This window comes from Corynebacterium sp. p3-SID1761, from assembly GCF_055862885.1.
This window is the reverse complement of sequence record NZ_JBSQBJ010000003.1, coordinates 70,298-92,377: the sequence shown is the minus strand read 5'-3', so window position 1 is coordinate 92,377 and position 22,080 is coordinate 70,298. Positions and strand designations below refer to the sequence as shown.

Sequence of the window (22,080 nt, the reverse complement as noted above, 5' to 3'; positions counted from 1 at the left end):
GGTTTACGCTACATACATAATTATCCGCACATGCAGATATTTGATTTGCGCTGACAACCAGTGAAAGGTGGCCGCACGAAATGAGCGACCGAAGCAAGCGTGCCGATTCAACTCCTGGCCTGAACAACATCAAGCGAGATGCAATCGGCACGGTTATGGGAGTCCTGACGAAGTTCACAGGCTCCGACCTGGCAGAGAAGTACGGCCTCGGCAAGAAGGTCGACCGCGTTGCCTACCAGTCCACTAAGACCGGTATGCGCACCCTCGGTGCCGTGAACCGCCAGTTCAAGAAGATCAAGGGCTCTGGCAAGCCGGTTCGTCTGGCAAACCAGACCACCGACGAGAACAACCAGCCCGTCCCGACTGAGGCGCCGGCACCGGGTAAGGCACTGTTTGACCTGACCCCCACCGAGGATCAGGAGATGATCGTCGCCGCAGTACGCGAGTTCGCAGAAGAGCGCCTGCGTCCCACCGGCCACGACCAGAATGAGGCATCCGAGCCTGCCGAGGGTCTGCTCGAAGCAGCCGCCGAGCTGGGCGTTGCCCTGATCAACCTGCCGGAGGAGTATGAAGGCATCGCCTCTGCGTCTGGCGCTACCACCAACGCCCTGATCGCCGAGGCTCTGGCATTCGGCGACATGGGCCAGGCTGTTGCCATCCTGGCGCCGGCTGGTGTGGCGAATGTCATCACCAACTACGGTGACGACTCCCAGCAGAAGACCTACCTGCCGGAGTTCGCTGGCGAATCCGTCCCGGCCTCCGCTGTGGTCGTCTCTGAGTCCCGCCCGCTGTTCGACCCCTTCACCTTGCAGACCACCGCCGTCCGCGAGGGCGATGACATCGTTATCAACGGCGTCAAGACCATGGTTCCGAACGCAGGCAAGGCTGAGCTGTTCATCATCGCCGTCAACCTGGACGGTGAAAACACCTTCGTCATCGTCGAGTCCGATACCGAGGGTCTCGTTGTCGAGGCTGACCCGTCCATGGGTCTGCGCGGCGCTGCCCTGGGGCGCGTTCTGCTGAAGGACGTCCGCGTTCCCGCCAGCCAGCTGCTGGGTGGCAAGGACCTATCCGCTGAAGAGCGCAAGGAAAACTACGCGGAGATCATCCGTCGCTCCCGCCTGGGCTGGGCCGCACTGGCAGCCGGCACCGGCGAAGCCATCCTGGAGTACACCAAGAAGTACGTCAACGAGCGCGAAGCCTTCGGCGAGCCGATCTCGCACCGTCAGGCCGTAGCCTTCATGGTCGCCAACCTGCGCATCGAGCTCGACGGCCTGCGCCTGATCCTGCTGCGCGGTGTTTCCCGCCTGGACCAGGGCCTCTCCTTCAACCGTGAGGCCGGTCTGGCTCGCCGTTACGCCTCCGACAAGGGCATGGTCATGGGCCTCGACGGCGTGCAGCTGCTGGGTGGCCACGGCTTCACCAAGGAGCACCCGGTCGAGCGCTGGTACCGCGACATGCGCGCCATTGGCATCGCCGAAGGCGTAGTCGTCGTCTAACTCCCGCCACACATTCGAATCGATATCGAATAAGCACTAGGAACTTCAAGGAACCACATCATGATTAATCTGGAACTCCCCAAGCGTTTGAAGGCGGGCCAGAACCAAGCGCACCAGGCCGCCGCCGAAATCTTCCGCCCCATCTCCCGCAAGTATGATCTCGCGGAGCACGAGCGCCCCGTCGAGCTGGACACCATGGCCAGCCTGGTCGAAGGCATGGCAGATGCCGGCCAGACCATGGCCGGTGCCTCCGGTGGCCGCGGCGATGACAAGAAGAAGACTGAGGGCGTCAAGAATGGCGGCAACATGGCCTCCATCCTCAACGTCATCGAGACCTGCTGGGGCGACGTCGGACTGACCCTCTCCATTCCTTACCAGGGCCTGGGTAACGCAGCCGTCGCCGCAGTGGCCGACGATGAGCAGCTCGAGCGCTTCGGCAAGATCTGGGCCGCTATGGCCATCACGGAGCCGCAGTTCGGCTCCGACTCCGCAGCCGTTGCCGCTACCGCCAAGCTAGATGGTGACGAGTACGTCCTGAACGGTGAGAAGATCTTCGTCACCGCCGGCGAGCGCTGCACCCACGTTGTCGTCTGGGCATCCGTCGACAAGTCCGCAGGCCGCGCAGCCATCAAGTCTTTCGTCGTCCCGCGCGATACCCCGGGCTTCGAGCTGATCCGCCTGGAGCACAAGCTGGGCATCCGCTCCTCCGACACCGCGCACTTCATCCTGGATAACGTCCGCATCCCGAAGGAGAACCTGCTGGGCTCCCCGGAGGTGGACACCAAGAAGGGCTTCGGTGGCGTGATGGCCACCTTCGACAACACCCGCCCGATGGTTGCCGCCATGGCCGTCGGTGTTGCCCGCGCTTCCCTGGAGAAGCTGCGCGAGATCCTCACCGACGCAGGTGTAGAGATCGATTATGACGCCCCCGCGTGGAACCAGCCCGCAGCCGCCAGCGAGTACATTCGCCTGGAGAGCGACTGGGAAGCTGCATACCTGATGACGATGCGCGCAGGCTGGATGGCTGACAACAAGCAGCCGAACAGCAAGGAAGCCTCCGAGTGCAAGGCGAAGGCAGGCCGCATGGCCACCGACCTGACCCTGCGTGCAGTCGAGATGGCCGGTGCCTACGGCTACTCCGAGCGCGACCTGCTGGAGAAGTGGGCTCGCGACTCCAAGATCCTGGACATCTTCGAGGGCACCCAGCAGATCCAGCAGCTGGTCGTCGCCCGCCGTGAGCTGGGACTTTCCTCCAAGGAGCTCAAGTAAGAGCCCACTAGAGCCTGCCTAGAACAGGCGCACTGAGTGATCAACGGGGCCATGGCCTTGACCGACTAGCAACTTGTCGGCATTGGCGATGGCCTCGTTGAGCCATTTTGTGGACCATTCCAACGCATTCTCTAGCGAATCTCCCGCGCCCAGTCTGGTGGCCAGTGCGGAAGACAAAGAACACCCCGTGCCGTGGGTGTTTTTTGTTTCCACGCGCGGGGAGCTGACCTTGTGCGTCTGCCCGTTCGGGGCCACGGCAATGTTTCCGGCCTCCGGCCCAGCCAGGTGCCCCAGCTTCACGATCACGGTGGTGTCGGTTTCCCGCGCCCACTTCGCGGCGATGTCCACGGCATCTTGCTCGCTGCTGGCAATGTCAGTCTTAGTCAGGAGTGCGAGCTCGGGGAGGTTCGGCGTCACTACCGAAGAAGCGGCAGCGAAGTCCCGCAGTGCGTCCTCGGCGTCCGCGGTGAGCAGCCGATCGCCCGAGGAAGCCACCGCCACCGGGTCCAGCACCGTCGTGACCTGGTGGTTCTGCAGATAATCGCGGATGGTCTGGATGGTCTGGGTGTCGCCGAGCATGCCGATCTTCACAGCATCAACGGTGACGTCGTCGAAGACGGAATCGAGCTGCGCGCGGAGGAAATCCAGCGGGGGAGTGTGGATCTCGCGCACACCCTGCGTATTCTGCGCGACCAGCGCGGTGATCACGGACATGCCGTAGCCACCCGCCGCCATGATGGACTTCAGGTCCGCCTGCGCGCCCGCCCCGCCCGTCGGATCCGTGCCGGCGATGGACAGCACGCGCGGACGGAGGGGTTGGTTGGGGTTGCTGTTGGGGTTGCTATTGGTGCTGCTGATCTGGCTCATGCCAATCATTATTGCGCACGCCGTGGGGCACTGGCTGCGGCCAGTCACCCTTGCTGTTGTTTGAGGAAGTTGTTTCGGTTGGTGTTGTTCTGGTGATTCATGTTTTATGACGCCCACAGCCCTTGCCGGCTTTACGTGATGCTAAATGTCGGAAAAGTTGCAAAACTGCAGACTTACTATTCCTGACCCTTGGTGTGCGATTCGCTGACCAGGGCTTTTGTTTTAGTAACAATCATCCCCAATAGTGTTTTGCAACTTTTCCGACATTTACAGTCTTTGGGAGAGGGCAAGGTGAAACGGGAGGGGGTGGTGCAGGGCTCAGCCCCTCAGCCCGCCGAGGCGCCAGCCTCATTCACCCCAACTAGGGCTGCGGAAGCTCGCGCGGAACCACCTTGCCCACCGCGTTGCGGGGCAGCTTGTCCAGGTATACGAAGTAACGCGGCACACTGTGGCGAGCCAAGTGAGCCTTGACCTGCAGCTTCGCCTGCTCCTCGAATTCCGCCTTCTCGGCGTCGGTCAGTTCGGCTGCGCTCTTGCCCTCCGGCACGACCCACGCGCACAGTGCCTGGCCGAACTCCGGATCCTCCACGCCTCGCACAGCGGACTCGGCAACGAAGTCCATGGAGTTCACCACGTCCTCGGTCTCCTGCGGGAAGACGTTCTCGCCACCGGAAACGATCATGTCGTCGCTGCGGCCAGAGATGAACAGCAGCCCGTCCTCGTTGTAGTATCCCAGGTCGCCGGTAGCGACCATGCCATCGATGATTTCCTTGTCAGAGCCGGGGCGTGTGTAGCCCTCGAACAGCATGTCGTTCTTCACGAAGATGCGTCCAATCTCGCCGTCCGGCAGCTCCTTGCCATCCTCGTCCAGAATCTTCAGCGTCGTCGCCATTGGCGGCTTACCTGCAGTGTTGATGTGCTTGCGCAGCTCCTCCGGGGTGGCAATGGAAGCCCAGCTGACCTCCGTCGACCCGTACAGGTTGTACAGCACGTCGCCGAACTTCTCCTGCGTCTCGCGCACGACCTTCGGTGGCAGCGCCTCGCCGGAGGTGGCAATGATCTTCGTGCCGGGGTTGAATCCTTCCGGGACGACCTCCAGCATGCGGCGCAGCATCGTCGGCACCATGGCGATGGTGTACGGGCGGTTCTTCTCGATCAGCTTCACTGCCCCTTCGGGGGAGAATCGCCGCTGCATAATCATGGTGTTGCGCAGCGCGAGCGCCAGCTGAATCTGCGCGAATCCCCAGGTGTGGAACATCGGCGCGGAGAGGAAGGAGGGGCGGTGGTGGCGCATCGGGATGCGGCTCATGATCGACGACGCCGGCATGTACGTCTTCGGTTCCGGTCGACGCGCGCCCTTCGGCGTGCCGGTGGTGCCGGAGGTGAGGATTATGGTGCGGCCTTGGCGTGGGCGGCTGGGGATGGACAGGTTCTCCGGGGTAGTCCGCACTACCTCGTGCAGGGTGCTCCAGTCTTCGTTGCGGGTAGCGTAGTCGCCGCTATCGATTGCGTCCTGAATATTGGAGGGTTTCTTCAGTGCAGCCTCGGCCTCGCGGGAAAGTCCTAGCGTGTCGCCGTCTTCCCAGGCGATGATCACGGGGCAGGCGTCGAAGTCCTTCGGTAGTAGCGGCAGGAACTCTTCGTCGATAAACAGGATGTCGATCTTTTGTTCCTGTAGCACGGCTTGGGTCTGTTTTGCGGACGCCCCAGTGTTCAGCAGCACAATGTCTGTACCCAACCGACCGTGTGCGCAGAGGGTAAGGATGAAGCCGCGGTGGTTGCGGCACAGCACGCCAATACGATCGCGTTCGCGGACGCCGGTGCGGAACAGGGCTTGCGCCAAGGTGGAGGACTGTTCGTGCAGCTCTTGGTAGGTCATCGACCCAGCGTCATCGATGATGGCGGTGTGGTAGGGGTCGCGTGCAGCGCCGATGGCTAGCAGGCCGGCGGGGAGGAAGCTCCACTGGATAACGCCCTTCAATGCCTTGGACGCGGCGATCGGACTCATTGAGCCCAGAACGCCGGACTTGAACAGTGGCAGGGTGCCCTTTAGGAGCGTGCCTGCGGTTCCGATCTGTTCAGTGAGGGAGGGCTTCGTTAGCTGGGCGGCTGCAGCTGCGTTCATTTCTGGGTAACTCTCCTTGGGTCGGCGTTTGGGTTGGGTTGGCGTTTGGGTCTGCGCCTATTGGTAGTGCCCCGGGGAACTAACCCGGAGTGGCGCCTCGACTTGAGCGGTTTATATCTTCTTAGTGGTGTACATCACTGTAATGTTCGCAAAGCAAAAAGTTCTCGGTTTGAAAAAATAACTATGCAAAGATGGCCGGTCTATATGCGTGCCAGGACGGGCGTTCGCTGACGGCGTACAGCGTCGAAAATTCCGCCACGAATAGTTGTTGACCTGCTGATATGGGGGTATTTGGGGTCGAAGGGGCGTCGGAATAAGGCGGCGACAACGCAGTGTTGTGTGGAAGGCGATATGAGTTGCCCGCACTCACGGCTAAGGTGGGCAGCATTGGCGAATACACAAGCTAAGTCTTTGGAAACTAGCCACATCTTTTGTAAAGGGAGCACACCATGTTCGAGAGGTTCACGGATCGCGCGCGTCGCGTCGTTGTGTTGGCGCAGGAAGAAGCCCGCGCGCTGAATCACAACTACATCGGCACAGAGCACATCCTGCTCGGCCTGATTCAGGAGGGCGAAGGCGTAGCAGCGAAGGCCCTGGAATCCATGGGTATCTCCCTGGACGCCGTGCGCACCGAAGTCAAGGACATCATCGGCACCGGCGGTCACCCGCCGAGCGGCTACATTCCCTTCACCCCGCGGGCCAAGAAGGTCCTGGAGCTCGCATTGCGCGAGGCGCTGCAGCTAGGCCACAAGTACATCGGCACCGAGCACATCCTGCTGGGCCTCATCCGCGAGGGGGAGGGCGTGGCAGCGCAGGTGCTGGTCAAGCTCGGCGCTGACCTGTCCCGCGTGCGCCAGCAGGTGATCCAGCTGCTCAGCGGCTACGAGGGTAACGAGGAAGAAGGCGGCGGCGAGCCCGCTGCTGCTGGCGTGGGCAGCACCGGTGAAGGTGCACCGAGCCGCCCTGGCCAGAAGTCCAACTCCCTGGTGCTGGACCAGTTCGGCCGTAACCTCACCCAGGCCGCTAAGGATGGCAAGCTGGATCCGGTTGTGGGGCGCGAGAATGAAATCGAGCGCGTCATGCAGGTCCTGTCCCGCCGCACTAAGAACAACCCGGTGCTTATCGGCGAGCCCGGTGTGGGTAAGACCGCTGTGGTGGAAGGCCTGGCGCTGGACATCGTCAACGGCAAGGTGCCGGAGACGCTGAAGGATAAGCAGCTGTACTCCCTGGACCTGGGTTCCCTGGTGGCGGGCTCCCGCTACCGCGGTGACTTCGAGGAGCGCCTGAAGAAGGTGCTGAAGGAGATCAACCAGCGCGGTGACATCATCCTGTTCATCGACGAGATCCACACCCTGGTCGGTGCGGGTGCCGCCGAGGGTGCGATCGATGCTGCCAGCATCCTGAAGCCGAAGCTGGCTCGTGGCGAGCTGCAGACCATCGGTGCGACCACCCTAGACGAGTACCGCAAGCACATCGAGAAGGACGCTGCGCTGGAGCGTCGCTTCCAGCCGGTACAGGTGCCGGAGCCTTCCGTCGAGTTGACCGTGGAAATCCTGAAGGGGTTGCGCGACCGCTACGAGGCGCACCACCGCGTATCCATTACCGACGGTGCCCTGAAGGCCGCCGCCCAGTTGGCTGATCGCTACATCAACGACCGCTTCCTGCCGGATAAGGCCGTGGACCTGATCGACGAGGCCGGCGCCCGCATGCGTATCAAGCGCATGACCGCCCCGAAGTCCATCCAGGATGTCGACGACAAGATCGCCGAGGTGCGCCGCAAGAAGGAAGCCGCCATCGACGACCAGGACTTCGAGAAGGCAGCAGCCCTGCGCGACGACGAGCGCAAGCTGGGCGAAGAGCGCGCGGAGAAGGAAAAGGCCTGGCGCGCAGGTGAGCTGGACGAGGTCGCCGAGGTAGGCGAGGAGCAGATCGCTGAGGTCATGGGCACCTGGACCGGCATTCCCGTGTTCAAGCTCACCGAGGAAGAATCCACCCGCCTGCTGCACATGGAAGACGAGCTGCACAAGCGCATCATCGGCCAGGACGATGCCGTCAAGGCTGTCTCCCGCGCCATCCGCCGCACCCGTGCGGGACTGAAGGATCCGAAGCGCCCGTCCGGTTCGTTCATCTTCGCCGGCCCGTCCGGTGTGGGTAAGACCGAGCTGTCGAAGGCGCTGGCCGAGTTCCTGTTCGGCGACGACGATGCGCTGATCCAGATCGACATGGGCGAGTTCCACGACAAGTTCACGGCATCCCGCCTGTTCGGTGCCCCTCCGGGATACGTCGGCTACGACGAGGGCGGCCAGCTGACCGAGAAGGTCCGCCGCAAGCCGTTCTCTGTGGTGCTGTTCGACGAGATCGAGAAGGCCCACACCGAGATCTACAACACCCTGCTGCAGGTGTTGGAAGACGGCCGCCTGACCGACGGCCAGGGCCGCATGGTGGACTTTAAGAACACCGTCCTGATCTTCACCTCGAACCTGGGCACCAGAGACATCTCGAAGGCTGTGGGCATGGGCTTCAGCAGCTCCGGCGAGGCCGACGAGGAAACCCAGTACGAGCGGATGAAGCAGAAGGTCGACGACGAGCTGAAGAAGCACTTCCGCCCGGAGTTCCTGAACCGCATCGACGACATCGTGGTCTTCCACCAGCTAACCCGCGAGCAGATCGTCCAGATGGTGGACCTGCTGCTGGGCCGCGTACGTACCGCGCTGCAGGCGAAGGACATGGATCTGGAGCTGACCGAGCAGGCGAAGTCCCTGCTGGCCAAGCGCGGATTCGACCCAGTGCTGGGTGCCCGTCCGCTGCGCCGCACCATCCAGCGGGAGATCGAGGATCACCTGTCCGAGAAGATCCTGTTTGGCGAGATCGGCGCTGGCGAGATCGTCACCGTCGACGTCGAGAACTGGGACGGCGAGTCCAAGGGTGAGGATGCGAAGTTCGTCTTCGGCACCAAGCCCAAGCCGCTGCCGGAGGTCGGCATTGACGACGCGGCCGCCGACGAGGCCCAGGAGGCTGTGTCTGTCGCCGCCGAATCCTCCGTTCCGGAGGATAAGGATTTTGACGCCGCAGACTCCAGCGACGATTGGAACCAGAAAGGCTAACTAAGCCTTGTTGAACGGCACTGGGCGGCCGTGGAGCACACTATCCAGCCAGTCCAGCGCCGGCAGCAGGTGCGTAAACATCGGCAGCATGTGATCGCCCAGCGGAACGGTGCGGGGGATGTTGTGCTCCACGTAGTTCACCTTCGTGCCACCCTCTGCCCACTGGCGGGCCATGCGGCGGCTCTGCTCCACGGGGATCGTGTCATCATTCGTGCCATGCCCCACGTACACAGGGACCTGGGGTGGGCGGTTGCCGATGCGTTGGGCGTCAACAAGCTTCTTAAAAGGCTCCTGCCGCAACAGTTCCGTAAGCGATTCGCCGGACTTTGTCAGGGTGCGCGTATCGGTGTAGGCGTGGCGCGCCAGTGATTCGGGGAGGCACTCGCTGGCGGTCTTGCGTACATATTCCTTGCCCTTGGCATTCATGCGCGACTCGACGGCATCGCGGATCTCTGGGTTAGAGATCAGGAAGCCATTCAGTGTGTAGCCCAAAGCAGCGGCCAGTGGGCCGTTGTCGATGGCGGTGGAAGTCATGGCCAGATCGGCCGGCACGCCGCCGGCGTAGCCGGCCTTCAGGTTGATCTCGGGGGCGTAGGTCGAGGCCAGCTCGAGTGCTGCGGCGGAAGATCCACCGCCCTGCGAGTAACCCCACAGCGCTACCGGTGCGGACTTCGGCACCCGCTGCATGTTCTTGGCTGCGCGAGCCATGTCCAGGGTGGCGTTGCCCTGATCTACGCGATTCATGTAGGTGTGCTGGGCTGGGCTGCCCAAACCGTTCAGGTCCGTCAGCGCCACCGCCCAACCGCGGGAGAGCGCGGCGGCGACAGGGGTGGCCTCGTATTCCAGCCCCAGTGGCAGCAGCTTGCCCGGGGCGCACGCATCACCGCTGCCCTGGGTGCCCGGCGCAACGACCAGCAAAGGACGCTCGCCGCCGCCGGTGTAGGGGGCTCGGGGCACCAGGACGGTGCCGGTGACGGGGACGGTTTCACCGCGAGAGTTGGTGGAAACATAAGCCACGCGCTGGGCTTCGCTGTTGGTCCAGTCGACGAAGGGGATGCCAAGTGCGAAGTTGCTGGGGGCGGTCTTCAAGATTTCCCCTGGCTTACCCTTCACCTGCAGCGGCAGGGAGGAGTAGAACCCGTCCGGATCGTGGTTAGGCAGGGAGCCGACGGCGGACTTGCCACTGCCCGTGGCTGCGGCCCTGGATAGCGAACCTTCCACGGAACCATAAAAGCCGCCCTGGGAGGGGGCGGCTACAGCCACAGGCGTGGCCGATACGGCGGCCGCGGGCAGAAGAACTGCACAGGTCGCGGCTAGGGAACGGGTGAAACGAAGGCGGTGGAAACTCTTACGGGGAAACGTCATAGGAAAATCCTAAACGTATTCCCCGGGAAAAGTGTTAGATATTGCTAGTTAGGACTGAGAAACCGGGGCTTCTTCGTCCACATTGGCTGTGAACGGGTCCAGAGCTTCGAGATCTACTTCCTCGTCCTCGTCGTTGGGCACCTTGCGGCTCAGGTCGATGGCCAGGCCAATGATGGTGAAGACGGTGGTCGGTAGCAGCCATCCCATGCCGGCATCCATCAGCGGAATCCAGCTCAGCGCATTCTGTACCGACTCGACCGGAACGTTCAGCGAAGCCAGGAAGTCGACGAAGGAGAACACGAAGGCTACGGCCACGCCGATGCGGTAGGAAAACACGAGCTTGTGCTGGCGGAACAGCAAGTGCACGTAGGACAGCGTGATCAGTACGATCGCCGGCGGGTAGATCAGGCCGATGACCGGGCCGGATACGCTCAGGATTTTCTCCAGCCCCAGGTTGGCGATCGCCAAGCCGACGAGCGTCAGGATCGTCGCCCACCAGCGGTAGCTGATCTGCGGAACCAGCTCATGGAAGAACGTGGACGTCGCCGCGGTTAGACCAACGACGGTGGTGATGCAGGCCAGCAGCACGATCAGCGAGAACACGATCTCACCGGTGTTGCCCATGGTCAGGTGTGCAGCCGAGCTTAGGAGTGCAGCGCCGTCGCTGTAACTTTCCTTATCCGGCATGCGGGCGCCGACCAGACCCAGGCCCAAGTAAACCAGCATCAGGAAGAAACCGGCGGTGAAGGCGGCAATGCCGGAGAGCTTGACGATCCGCTTGTGATCGGTTTCGCCCTTCTGGCTAAAGGCGCTCACGACGATCAGCGCGAACGCCAGCGCGCCGATGGAGTCCATCGTGAAGTAGCCCTGAGAGATGCCGCTGACCAGCGGGTTGGAGGAGTACTCCTCCGTCGCCGGGATGCTGGGATCGTTCAGCTTCTGCAGGCCGACGATGGCCAGCACGGCCAGCAAGATCAACAGTAGCGGTGTCAGAGCCTTGCCCAGGGTGTCCACGACCTTGCCGGGCCAGAGCGTGAGCAAGTAGCACACCAGGAAGAAGGCGAACGTGCCAGCCAGGCGCCACCAGCCGCCGGTCAGGTTGAAGGTGGACTCGATGCCCAGTTCGTAGCCGATGGCTGCGGCGCGGGGCACGGCGTACAGTGCGCCGATGGACAGGTAGGCGACGATGGCGAAGATGAGACCGAAAAGCGCACCAGCGCGGGAAGCTAGGTCGCGCACGCCGGTACCGGAGATTGCGATGGCGATGACCGTCAGTACCGGCATGAGCACTCCGGTTAGGAGGAAGCCGATCATGGCGGGGGAGAAGTTGTCACCGGATTCCACACCGAGCATGGGCGGGAAGATGAGGTTGCCGGCGCCGAAGAACATGGAGAAGAGCATCAGGCCTACGGCCGCCACGGTGGTTGTCGTGTTCGGACGCTTGCCAGTCGAGGAGGTAGGAGTCGACATAAAACATTCCTATTGTGATTTGGGTAACTCACATCACTCTAATGCACATCTACCCGTGAAACCTAAGCCGTACAAAACCGCTTGCGTAACGCTGCTTAGTGCGGCAGATGGTATTTTCCCCCGTCACGGGCCACAAGCCCGTCGTTAAGCAGCGATTGCAGGGCGCGCTCGCGCTGTTCCTGCCCGGGCCACAGCACGTCTACTTCTTTTTTTGTGACGCCACCGTCCCCCGTTTTTCGCAATAGTTCCATAATCTTTCCGCGTACCTGGCGATCGGTTCCCTCGAATTTCTGCACGCGCCGGGCAGCGGCTGCCGCTTCCTCCTCGGTGGGCTGCGGCTTGCCCGCTTTCACCCACGCGCAGTCGTCCACCACGGGGCAGCGGTCGCACGCCGGGCTCTTCGCGGTGCACACCAGGGCGCCGAGTTCCATCAGCGCCGCGCACATCAGATTCGCGGCATCAGCGGCATCTGCGGCATCAGCGGCATCAGCGGCATCTGCGGTGGCGGTCGAGTCGGTGGGCTGGCCGGTGGGCTGGCCGGTGGGCTGAGAGTGCGGCGGGCGGGGGAGGTGGCGTCGAACCAAACGAGGGTCCGGATCCACGTGGGGCAGCAACGATGCCACATCCGCCAAGTCGCGCGCACGGGCGGGGCCTTGCAGGTAGCGGCCGTCGACAAGGCGCCGGTAGACGCGGCGGACGTTCGTATCCACGACCGGCACGGCCTGACCGAACGCAAAAGCGGCGACGGCGCGGGCGGTGTAGTGGCCGATCCCTGGCAGGGCTTCGAGGTCGGCGATGTCGCTGGGAACCTGACCTCCGTGGCGCTCCACACAGGCGATTGCGCACTCCTTGAGTCGCAGAGCGCGCCGGGGATAGCCCAGGTTGGCCCACATTCTTAGGATCTCGGATTTCGGGGCCTGCGCCAGGTCTGCCGGGGTGGGCCAGCGTTCCAGCCAGGCCGTCCAGAGAGGGATCACGCGGGCGACTGGGGTCTGCTGGCTCATCACTTCGCTGAGCAGGATCGCCCACGGGCTCGTATCCGGGTGGCGCCACGGCAGGTCGCGGGCGTGCCGGGCGTACCAGTTGTTCAGCTTGGCGGGCAGCTCGGCTGCCGAGTCCGAGGAGTCAGCGTGTGGGGAGTTCATTGCACGAATCACTGTATCGCGGTGCACAATGGATGCATGACTTCGAGCCATCACAAAACCCCGCTGGAGGCATGGGACAGCCTGCGCGAGGGCAACGCCAGATTCATGCGCGGTGAATCTGACCACCCACACCAGGACCTCAGCCGTCGCATCACCCTGCAGGAAGGGCAGAAGCCACAAGCAGTGGTGCTGGCGTGCTCCGATTCTCGAGCGCCGGTGGAGATCCTCTTCGACCAGGGGTTGGGCGATGTGTTCGTGATCCGCACTGCCGGGGAGATTACCGACCTGTCCGTGCTGGCCTCCCTGGAGTTCGCGGTGGATTCCCTGGAGGTGCCGCTGGTGGTTGTGCTGGGGCACGAGAAGTGCGGCGCGGTCGCTGCGGCCTCCCGGGCGCTGCACGGCGGGGACATGCCGTCCGGCTTCCAGCGCGTGTTGGTGGAGAAGGTTACGCCCTCGTTGCTGTCGGCGAAGAAGCGCGGGATGGAAAGTAGTGACGCCTTCGAACGCAACCACGTTGCAGAGATCGCCGACCACATCGTGGATCGTTCGCCGGAGATCCAGGCGCGCCTGGCGGACAAGCGTTGCGCCGTGGTTGGACTGCGCTACCGCCTGTCCGATGGGCTGGCCGAGCCACTGGTCAGTTACGGGCTAGATATTGAGGGGGCGCAGCGCATCTACTAGCCATTTCGCGGGCTATTTTAGGCGGTCAACCCGTGTCTATCCGCCGTGTGCGGGTGGGCAGCATTTAGCATTGGTTGTGTGACTGAGGAAGACAACAGGCGCCCGTTGCCACGCGAAGTGTATATCCGCCGCCGCATTGCCGCGGTGGTGATTCTGGTCGCTGTGATCGGCGTGATCTGGGGTTTGATCAGCCTGGTCAGCGGGGGAGGGGAATCCGAGAACACGGCCGCTACCGAATCTGCCACGACTACTTCCGAACAGCAGGACATGTCTAGCCCGCCGGAGCCGCCGAAGGGTGCGGATCCTAGTGAATCGGAGGCGAAGGCGTCCGAAAGTAAGGAGTCGGAGGCGAAGGCGTCAGAGGACAAGAAGAAGGATTCTTGCTCCCTGGCCGACTTGAAGGTCACCGCTCGGCCAGGGGCGACGACGTTCAACGCGGATCAGCAGCCGAACTTCTACGCCCGGATTGAGAACCCGACTGGCGCGGATTGCGACATCAACCTTGATGATGCTCCGCTGAAGTTCGAAGTGTTCACGATGGGCAACTACCAGCGCGTGTGGGGCGATATCGACTGCAATGCGCCGGAGGTGACCGGGGACGTAAAGATCAAGGCTGGCGAGGCAGTGAACTACGAACTGGCCGGTTGGTCCCGCACGACCTCTGCGCCGGGCCAGTGTGAGGCTCGCCAGCCCGTCGATCCGGGCAGCTACCTGCTGTACACCCACGTGGGCGACAATACGTCCCAGCCAGCCTCGTTCAACTTGCAGTAGCTCTCGTTTAACCCGCAGTAGCTCTCGCTCAACCCGCAGTGGCTAGGCGGAGGCCAGGCAGTAATTGACAGCCTGGCAGAGCGTGGAGACCTCCTTCACCTTCATTCCCTTCGGCGCCTCGTAGTGGCAGTTCTTCGGCACCAGCGCGGTGTGGAAGCCCAGACGGCTGGCCTCTGCCAGCCTTTGGGTGAGCTGCGGGATGCGGCGCACCTCGCCACCCAAACCGACTTCACCCAAAGCCACCAGCCCGAGGGGTAGCGGCGTGCGCTTAGCAGTGGAAGCTAGAGCGAGCCCCGTGGCTAGATCCGCCGAGGGCTCCAGGATCTTCATCCCACCCACCGTCGCAGCGTAGACCTCCTTATCCGCTAGGGGGAGGCCGCAGCGTTCCGAAAGCACCGCCAGCACCATCGATACGCGCGAGGCATCCATGCCCGTCATGTATCGCTTCGGGTTCTTAAATTCGCTGTTGAGAGCCAGGGTTTGTAGCTCTCCAACCATCGCGCGACGGCCGTCCATCACCACAGTCACCGCGGTACCAGTTACGGATTCGGTCCGGTGGTGCAGGAAGAGCCCGCTAGGATCAGCAACCTCCTGGATTCCGTGGGCGGTTTGTTCGAAGCAGCCGACCTCATCCGTCGCGCCGAAGCGATTCTTGATGCCCCGCAGGAAACGCATGGAGGAGTGCTTGTCGCCCTCGAAGTTCAGAACCACATCCACCAGGTGTTCGATGGTGCGAGGGCCTGCGACCGTGCCCTCCTTTGTCACGTGGCCCACGGCGATGACGGGCGTGCCGGACATCTTGGCCAGAGTTGTTAGCGTGCTGGTGACCGCACGAGTTTGGGCTACGCCGCCGGCCACGCCCTCAACCCCGGTGGCCTGCATGGTCTGCAGGGAATCCACGATGATCAGCTCCGGGTTGAGGGCATCTACCTGTGCCAGGCCGTTTTCCAGGTCGTTTTCGCTGGCCAGGTAGAGGTTGTCGTGCAGCGCGCCGGTGCGTTCCGCGCGGTGGCGTACCTGTCCGACGGATTCTTCCGCCGTGAGGATCAGTACTGTGTGGCCCTTCTTTGCCCACGCGGCGGCGACCTCCAGCAGCAGGGTGGATTTACCCACACCCGGTTCGCCCGCAAGCAGCACAGCGCTGCCTGGCACGATGCCGCCGCCCAGCACCCGATCCAGTTCCCCGATACCCGTCGGTCGGTGCTTGGCGATGGTCGGGTCCACCTTGGTCACCGGCTGGGCGCTGGCCCCCGGCACCAATCCTCCGCCCCTGCGCCCGCGGCGCCCAGAACCACCCGTTCCACCAGCTACACCGGCGATCCCCAGTGCCCCGAGGCTGCGTGTATCCCGTTCTTCCAGAGACCCCCACTCCCCGCACTGCGGGCAGCGCCCCATCCACTTGGACAGCTGGTGATCGCAGGAGGCGCATACGAAAACCCGGCTTGCTTTGCTCGACTTACTTGCCATGTGCACAACAATAAACGCCGCCCCGGACGACCAATGTCCGGTGACGGCGTTTGTTCGATTTTGTGGCGGGTCCTGGCTTGGGCGACCCGCCTAGGTGACCTACTTGTTGGTCAGGCTGCCATCCTCGTCGCGGTGCAGCTGGCCAGATTCCGGAACGTACGCGGTTACCGGAGCGTTTAGCTCAACGGTGCCGACGTTCAGCTTGAAGGTGACCTTCTTGCGGCCGCCAACGTAAACGTCCTTCAGACCCTTGACGGAGGTTTCAGCGTACTGCAGTTGGCTCTGGCCCTTGGTCTCTACGTCCTTCAGAGCAAACTTGCCGTCAGCAACCAGGGAGCCACCCGCCGGGATCTCCTTCTTATCCAGGCCGGAGACCTCCTTGCCATCAACCTTCACGGACTCAACCTTGACGGCCTTGCCCTTTTCGTCCTCGTTGGTGACAGTGAACTTCAGTGCCAGGGTGTTATCCGGGCCAACGACCACGGACACGTCCTGGACGTCAGCGTGGCCAGCGTTGCCGTGCGCACCGTTGACGGCGGCCACCTGGCTGGAAGTCTGGGAAATCTGACCTGCGCCACACGCGGACAGTGCGAGCGCGGAACCTGCGGCGACCAGCGCCAGCGCACCACGGGCAAAGGTCGTCTTCAGCGGCTGGGCCTTGAGGGTCTTCACGATGCGTTCCTCCATCTGAGGCATGTCTTAAAGCAGTTGAATAAAAACGTCTGTGTCCAGCCTAGCCTGTAGCCCCCTAGTACACCTAGCCAAGGAGGCCTTTAGTAGTAATTAGTGCCCCCTAGTGCGTGCTTGCTGGGGATTTTATGCCCCAAATGCGGGTAGTGCGGGCGATTGCGGTAGAATCTATCGGGTATTTGCGCACTTGTTTTTCCCAGTGCCTATCACATCCCGCCCCAGCCTTTCGGAAGGACGTTAGAGGAACACTTATGGAGTTCGCAGTCGGAGATACGGTCGTTTACCCGCACCACGGCGCCGCTGTCATCGAGGGCATCGAGCAACGGGAATTCAAGGGGGAAACCGTCGATTACCTGGTGCTGCGCATCAACCAGGGCGACCTTTCCGTCCGCGTGCCGGCCGCAAACGCCGAGAAGGTCGGCGTGCGTGACGTGGTGGGTGAAGAAGGCCTGCGCAAGGTTTTCTCCGTGCTGCGGGAGACCGATGTGGAAGAGGCTGGCAACTGGTCCCGCCGCTACAAGGCGAACCAGGAGCGCCTGACCAGTGGCGACGTGAATAAGGTTGCCGAGGTTGTGCGCGACTTGTGGCGCCGCGACCAGGACCGTGGCCTGTCCGCGGGTGAGAAGCGCATGCTGGCCAAGGCCCGCCAGATCCTCGTGGGCGAGCTCGCCCTGGCTGAAGGCGTGGACGATAAGAAGACCGACGCGCTGCTGGCCGACATGCAGGCCGCCATCGAGCGCCACCGCGAGGCTGCCGCCGCGGCCCGTGCAGCAGGTGTGGATGAGGATTCTAAGTCCGGTGGCTCCATCGACCTGGACGACGAGCTGGACGGCGAGGACTAATCCAGGCCAGCGCCGTGACAGCGAACGTCTACGCACTCGTCGCCGCCGCCGGTAGCGGCACCCGTCTGGGCTTTGATACCCCGAAAGCTTTCGTCGAGCTCAACGGTCGGTCGTTGCTGGAACGGTCGTTGGATGGCCTGGCGGCGTCCCAAAGTATCGACCAAGCGATTGTGCTGGTCAGCGATAACATGCGCGACCACGCCGAACGCATCGTCGGTGATCCCATCAACTCCGCGGAGTGGGCCCCCATGACTGTCAGCGTGGAGCTCGGCGGCGGCGAGCGATTCGATTCTGTGTACGCAGGCCTCGTAGCTATTCAACGGCGGCTAAGCGCTGCGAGCGAGGCCACCGAGGGGCGCTTCGTCGCCGTTCACGATGCCGCGCGTTGCCTCACCCCACCCGCCATGATCGCCGAGGTCGTTGACCGCGCGCGCCGTGGTGTCGCAGATGGTTCCTGTTACGGGGCGATCCCGGTGTTGCCGGTGGTAGACACTATTAAAGTTATTGACGCCCCCACCTCCGGCCCGCGCGCAGGGCAGACGGTCGTGGAGCAGACACCAGACCGCGCTAGCTTGCGGGCGGCCGCCACGCCGCAGGTATTTGACCTGGAGAAGCTGATCGAGGCCAACGAGCAGTACCTGCGCACCACGGAGATCAGTTCCGCGCACGCGGTGGATCGGGTAGGTGCCTCGCCGCTGCCACTGGTGACGGACGATGCTTCGCTGATGGAGATGGCAGGATTCCCGGTGGTGGCGGTGGATGCCGACCCGTTGGCTATGAAGATCACCACGCCCCAGGACTACCGCGTGGCGCAGATGATTCTGAATGGCAGCAAGGGCTAGAAAGCCCGAAATGGACAAGTGAAACGCAAACAGAGGCGAGAGGCAGACCGCATGAACACCCCACACATCATTCCCCGCGTAGGTATTGCGACGGACGCCCACCAGGTACAACCAGGTAAAGACTGCTGGATGGCTTGCCTGCTGTGGGAGGGGCAGGACGGCTGCGAAGGGCACTCCGACGGCGACGTGGTGGCGCACGCGGTAGTGGATGCGCTTCTCTCCGCCGCCGGGCTCGGTGACCTGGGCAGTTTCGTCGGGGTGGGGCGTAAGGAATACGACAACGTCTCCGGCGAACGCCTACTGCGCGAGTGCCGCGAGCTGTTGGAATCTAAGGGGTTCGTGATCGGCAACGCGGCGGTGCAGATGGTGGGGAACCGCCCGAAGATGGGCACCCGGCGTGAGGAGGCCGAGAAGGTGATGGGAGAGCTGATCGGCGCGCCGGTCTCCGTCTCTGCGACCACGACCGATCACATGGGCTTCACCGGCCGTGGCGAGGGCGTGGCGGCCGTGGCGACGGCGGTTGTGTGGCAGGCGCAGAACTAGTTATTGACAATCCTTTCGCACCCTCGTAGGTTTGTTCCATCAAACAGAACCCCTGCGCATTAAAGGTTTGGAACTTTCTTGTCGAAAAGCTACTCGTTTTCTTTTAGCTACCCGCGCTCTGATGAAGGGGTCGAGGTCCACTCGCTTGAGGTTCCCACTAGCCCAACAGTCATACTGGGTGTCAACGGTGCCGGTAAAACTACGCTTATGAAGTTGCTTGCCGGCCAGTTAAAACCGTCTGAAGGCGCTGTACCGAAGTTGGGCAGAGCGGTGTACGTCCCGCAGCATTTCGAAAACATCAATGGTGCGCGCGTTGTCGACTATGTTTCCTACGTCGCCTGGCTTAATGGTGCCGGTTGGGCGGAGAGCAAGAGGACCGCGGCCTATTGGATTGAATTCGTAGGTTTGAAGGAACACGCACATAAGCAATGCAGCAAGCTGTCCGGTGGGCAGCAGGCTCGCGTGCAAATAGCAACAGCCCTGAACTCTAACGCGGAGCACATTCTGCTGGATGAACCCAGCGCCGCACTCGACCCACTGGCGAAGCGGGATCTGCAAGGGCTCTATCGATCCATTGCGGAAGCGGGCGTTGGCCTTTGGGTTTCTAGTCATCAGCCCTTGGAAGTGGAGAAGCCGTTCGAGCATGTACTCGTGTTGCATGAAGGAAAGGTTGAGTTCCAGGGGCCAATGAGCGATTTTCTGCGAGTTGGGCGCGGTTCGCTAGAGCCGGGGGAGTCACATCGCTATTCCGACACTGTGAGAAACCTTGCGGAGGCATTTTCCAGGACCGGTGGCCATGTCGAGGATTAATGCGATCAACGTTGCTTTGGTGCTCGCAGCTGCAGCACTTGGTTTGCTGAGCATTGCACTCAACGCCAACCCGGTGCCTACGCAGGACAACGCAGTCTCCAACAGCTTGGCCATCTACTATTCGCTGGGGCCAATCCTGGGCTTTATCGGTGCTAAAGAGATGGCACGCTTCCGTTCCTTTTTTAAGTCCCGCGGCTCTGTGCAGGATGTTTTTAAAGTCTGGCTCAGATCCTTGGCGCTTCCGCTATTGCTCGCGGTGGCAGTGGTGTTGGCGTACCTCGCAGTGCAGCTGGCGGATATCGGCTACGTAGAGTCCGCACAGTCCCTTGCAACGGGGTTGGTCTTTATTGTTCTTCACGGCGTGGCATGGCTGAGCTTGGGGGCAACTTTAGGGCTGTACCTACCAGCAATTGTGGCGATCGCTGTCGGCTTGCTTCTTCCTTATATCCTGGTCGCTTACCCAGTGTCGCTCTCAAACGTGGCGTGGCGACAAATGTTCGGGCAACCGTTCAGCTCTTGTTGCCAAGTATCACAGAGCGTGGACCCGATTCTGTGGAAGGCTTCGGCGCTGGTGCTGGGGGCTATATGCGTTTGCTCGTTGCTGTTGACCGCGGCTTTTCATGGAAATTGGCTTCCGGGGCTGTCCGCGTGGCCACTTCGCGTGGCCGCCATTGTTCTACTCGGCGTGAGCTGTGGATTAGGCTACGGAATCGCCCAAGACGGAAACTATGGTTCCGCGGTGCCCCGCCCCCAAGAGCATATGATCTGCGAGGGAGCGGTGTGTTACTGGCGCGAAACCCCATCTGAGCAGGTAGATGCAAACCGCAAGGTGTGGGAATCTTTGGGCGTCAATACTTATAGGTTGATTGACGCCGAACCGCAACGGGACGGCGACATCTGGCTCGCCCACTCGAATCAGCAACAGGAAGTAAAACACGCGCTCCTGGTCGAACTCCTCAGCAACGAACCTGCACTTAAGGGGGCTCCATCGTGTTGGGGAACTCCGCAGGAACCCGTATCCGTAGCGGAGTCTCTTCCCGATCTGACGGAAGAAGAACTGGAACGAGCGACCCTGACGCCTTCCGGACAATGGCGCGGGGTGCATGGCACGAATGAGGGAGTGGACGTGAAGTTCATCCTGGATCGGGCGAACTCCGAGTGTTGGGAGGGATAGTGTCTGCCCAGCATCGAGCACAAATCTATTGGCGCGGTCATTCCGCGACCTACGCGGTGATACTTCAGGTGTTCGCCCTCGTGGGCGCCGTCCTGTTCGGCACGACCACGATCCCCATTCCCTGGGCTTCGTGGAGTTCGTCCGGAGTCGTTCCGTTTAACTTCGTGTTCTCCATCGCTATCGTTAGCTCTGCGGTGATGTTCTGGGATAACCGGCTTTCCCAGCTGGAAGAACTAACTGGCCGCACGTGGGCGGCCTGCGACTGGCTTTTCCTTGGGATTTGCTTGGGCGAATGCGGCGTTGTCGCGGTCCTGGGCAACCCAGGGATGTTGCAGTACACGCTTATTGCACTGTCGGTGATTTTCGGCGCATGCTTGGTGGCAGACCTGCGAAAGAGCTTCTATGGACTGCTTCTGCTAACCGCAGCCCAGTGCCTGCTCATATCGGTATTGCCAAGCAAATACCTGCCATTGTTCTGGTCGCCCAGGATCGATGTGATTGTGATTGCGCTTCCCATCTGCCTGCTACTTTTCGCGGCAGTGCGGAGCGCTATCAAGAAGGCCGAGCCCCGGTTGGCTCAGCTCAGCAGTTAATGCGGTTGCAGATTTCCCCGATGCCGTCTACAGCGATGCGCACCTCGTCGCCATCGGCCAGGTACTGCGGTGGGGTCATGCCATGGCCGACGCCCTCTGGTGTGCCCGTCACGATGACGTCACCAGGTGCCAACGAGGCGAAATTGCTGATGTAATCCACCAGATCCTGTGGCTTAAACACCAGGTCGGCAACGCTGTGTTCCTGGCGGAGTTCGCCGTTGACCCAGGTGCGTAAGACAGCCCCTTCCGCAATCGGATCGAAGTGTTCGGCGGGAACCATCCATGGGCCGAATCCGCTGGAGCGGTCCAGGTTCTTGCCCTGCAGCCACTGTTGGGTGCGGTACTGCCAGTCGCGCTGAGAGAAATCATTCATCACGGCGTAGCCCGCGATCTGGCCGGCCTCTCCCATAATGACGGCGAGCTCGCCCTCGTAGTCTGCCTGCGCAGAGAGCTCCGGAGGCACCACTAACTCGTCGAACGGGCCTGCCAAGGCGGAGGCGTACTTCACGAACAGAGTGGGGTGGTCTGGGATCGGGTGCCCCATCTCTGCGATGTGTTCCCTGTAGTTCAGGCCGACACAGAAAATTTTCCCGGGGTTCGGTACGACCGGCCCCAGCTGGTCGGCGGTGAAGGTAACGGTAGGGAGGGAATCCAGCTCCGTGCTGCTGATCGGCGCCTTGTACGGGAACTCGGCAAGGAGTTTGCCCTCGCCGCCTTCGGCGGAAAAGGAGGTGACGGCGATGGGCTGCCACGCATCCCGGTTGTTGAGGCGGATGGTGGCGAATCTCGTGGTGCTTTGAGTGTGCATGCCTTCCACGATACT

Annotated in this window: 19 protein-coding genes; 11 read left to right on the top strand and 8 right to left on the bottom strand. The window is 62.2% G+C overall.

Annotation, left to right across the window (positions count from 1 at the left end; all coding sequences use genetic code 11):
• The first annotated feature begins 80 nt into the window (after window positions 1–80).
• Together ACWXWJ_RS03110 and ACWXWJ_RS03105 are read left to right on the top strand one after the other, a co-directional pair.
• Complete coding sequence (locus tag ACWXWJ_RS03110; RefSeq protein WP_293791068.1) at window positions 81–1,499, top strand: acyl-CoA dehydrogenase family protein; 1,419 nt, start codon at window positions 81–83, stop codon at window positions 1,497–1,499.
• A 60-nt stretch (window positions 1,500–1,559) separates the two neighbouring features.
• Window positions 1,560–2,768, top strand: a complete 1,209-nt coding sequence (locus ACWXWJ_RS03105) for an acyl-CoA dehydrogenase family protein (RefSeq protein WP_473963514.1) — start codon at window positions 1,560–1,562, stop codon at window positions 2,766–2,768.
• Between the two features lie 18 nt (window positions 2,769–2,786).
• On the opposite strand, the gene thiD is transcribed toward ACWXWJ_RS03105, so the two are convergent.
• Complete coding sequence (thiD, locus tag ACWXWJ_RS03100) at window positions 2,787–3,635, bottom strand: bifunctional hydroxymethylpyrimidine kinase/phosphomethylpyrimidine kinase (RefSeq protein WP_473963513.1); 849 nt, start codon at window positions 3,633–3,635, stop codon at window positions 2,787–2,789.
• A gap of 361 nt (window positions 3,636–3,996) precedes the next feature.
• Window positions 3,997–5,760 carry an AMP-binding protein gene (locus ACWXWJ_RS03095; protein ID WP_035002669.1) on the bottom strand — a complete coding sequence of 588 codons (1,764 nt, stop codon included), beginning with the start codon at window positions 5,758–5,760 and terminating at the stop codon, window positions 3,997–3,999.
• A 449-nt stretch (window positions 5,761–6,209) separates the two neighbouring features.
• Here ACWXWJ_RS03095 and ACWXWJ_RS03090 point away from each other — a divergent pair, with 449 nt between their 5' ends.
• A complete protein-coding gene (locus ACWXWJ_RS03090) occupies window positions 6,210–8,864 on the top strand; it encodes an ATP-dependent Clp protease ATP-binding subunit (RefSeq protein ID WP_473963512.1) in 2,655 nt (884 codons plus the stop codon).
• Here the strand turns inward: ACWXWJ_RS03090 and ACWXWJ_RS03085 are convergent, their stop codons facing one another.
• From ACWXWJ_RS03085 to ACWXWJ_RS03075, 3 genes are all read right to left on the bottom strand, one after another.
• Window positions 8,865–10,229 carry a lipase family protein gene (locus ACWXWJ_RS03085; RefSeq protein WP_473963511.1) on the bottom strand — a complete coding sequence of 455 codons (1,365 nt, stop codon included), beginning with the start codon at window positions 10,227–10,229 and terminating at the stop codon, window positions 8,865–8,867.
• Between the two features lie 48 nt (window positions 10,230–10,277).
• Window positions 10,278–11,699, bottom strand: coding sequence for a branched-chain amino acid transport system II carrier protein (gene brnQ / locus ACWXWJ_RS03080; protein WP_051893735.1), 1,422 nt, complete (start codon window positions 11,697–11,699; stop codon window positions 10,278–10,280).
• Window positions 11,700–11,794: 95 nt separating this feature from the next.
• Complete coding sequence (locus tag ACWXWJ_RS03075; RefSeq protein WP_473963510.1) at window positions 11,795–12,844, bottom strand: HhH-GPD family protein; 1,050 nt, start codon at window positions 12,842–12,844, stop codon at window positions 11,795–11,797.
• Window positions 12,845–12,880: 36 nt separating this feature from the next.
• Between ACWXWJ_RS03075 and ACWXWJ_RS03070 the strand changes: the two genes are divergently transcribed.
• Together ACWXWJ_RS03070 and ACWXWJ_RS03065 are read left to right on the top strand one after the other, a co-directional pair.
• Window positions 12,881–13,525 (top strand): carbonic anhydrase, encoded by a 645-nt coding sequence (locus ACWXWJ_RS03070; RefSeq protein ID WP_034969790.1) that lies wholly within the window; start codon window positions 12,881–12,883, stop codon window positions 13,523–13,525.
• Window positions 13,526–13,603: 78 nt separating this feature from the next.
• On the top strand, window positions 13,604–14,296 hold the full coding sequence (locus ACWXWJ_RS03065) for a hypothetical protein (RefSeq protein ID WP_034974918.1): 693 nt from the start codon (window positions 13,604–13,606) through the stop codon (window positions 14,294–14,296).
• A 42-nt stretch (window positions 14,297–14,338) separates the two neighbouring features.
• Here ACWXWJ_RS03065 and radA read toward each other — a convergent pair whose 3' ends face one another.
• Both radA and ACWXWJ_RS03055 read right to left on the bottom strand, forming a co-directional pair.
• Window positions 14,339–15,763 (bottom strand): DNA repair protein RadA, encoded by a 1,425-nt coding sequence (gene radA / locus ACWXWJ_RS03060; RefSeq protein WP_034974919.1) that lies wholly within the window; start codon window positions 15,761–15,763, stop codon window positions 14,339–14,341.
• 99 nt (window positions 15,764–15,862) lie between these two features.
• The gene (locus tag ACWXWJ_RS03055; RefSeq protein ID WP_237744392.1) at window positions 15,863–16,435 is read right to left on the bottom strand and encodes a hypothetical protein; all 573 of its coding nucleotides are present in this window, start codon (window positions 16,433–16,435) and stop codon (window positions 15,863–15,865) included.
• 269 nt (window positions 16,436–16,704) lie between these two features.
• Between ACWXWJ_RS03055 and ACWXWJ_RS03050 the strand changes: the two genes are divergently transcribed.
• The 6 genes from ACWXWJ_RS03050 to ACWXWJ_RS03025 all read left to right on the top strand — a co-directional run bounded on the left by ACWXWJ_RS03050 (window position 16,705) and on the right by ACWXWJ_RS03025 (window position 21,257).
• Complete coding sequence (locus ACWXWJ_RS03050; RefSeq protein WP_034969805.1) at window positions 16,705–17,295, top strand: CarD family transcriptional regulator; 591 nt, start codon at window positions 16,705–16,707, stop codon at window positions 17,293–17,295.
• Between the two features lie 14 nt (window positions 17,296–17,309).
• A complete protein-coding gene (locus ACWXWJ_RS03045; protein WP_473963509.1) occupies window positions 17,310–18,137 on the top strand; it encodes an IspD/TarI family cytidylyltransferase in 828 nt (275 codons plus the stop codon).
• Between the two features lie 51 nt (window positions 18,138–18,188).
• Window positions 18,189–18,680 (top strand): 2-C-methyl-D-erythritol 2,4-cyclodiphosphate synthase, encoded by a 492-nt coding sequence (gene ispF / locus ACWXWJ_RS03040; RefSeq protein WP_034965389.1) that lies wholly within the window; start codon window positions 18,189–18,191, stop codon window positions 18,678–18,680.
• A 78-nt stretch (window positions 18,681–18,758) separates the two neighbouring features.
• Window positions 18,759–19,490, top strand: coding sequence for an ATP-binding cassette domain-containing protein (locus ACWXWJ_RS03035; RefSeq protein ID WP_035002660.1), 732 nt, complete (start codon window positions 18,759–18,761; stop codon window positions 19,488–19,490).
• Entirely contained in the window at window positions 19,477–20,664 is a 1,188-nt protein-coding gene (locus ACWXWJ_RS03030; RefSeq protein WP_034969815.1) for a hypothetical protein, read from the top strand. The genes ACWXWJ_RS03035 and ACWXWJ_RS03030 overlap by 14 nt, the downstream gene beginning before the upstream one ends.
• Window positions 20,664–21,257, top strand: coding sequence for a hypothetical protein (locus ACWXWJ_RS03025; protein WP_034969818.1), 594 nt, complete (start codon window positions 20,664–20,666; stop codon window positions 21,255–21,257). The genes ACWXWJ_RS03030 and ACWXWJ_RS03025 overlap by 1 nt, the downstream gene beginning before the upstream one ends.
• Here the strand turns inward: ACWXWJ_RS03025 and ACWXWJ_RS03020 are convergent.
• On the bottom strand, window positions 21,247–22,065 hold the full coding sequence (locus tag ACWXWJ_RS03020; RefSeq protein WP_473963508.1) for a fumarylacetoacetate hydrolase family protein: 819 nt from the start codon (window positions 22,063–22,065) through the stop codon (window positions 21,247–21,249). The genes ACWXWJ_RS03025 and ACWXWJ_RS03020 overlap by 11 nt on opposite strands.
• Between the last annotated feature and the right edge of the window lie 15 nt (window positions 22,066–22,080).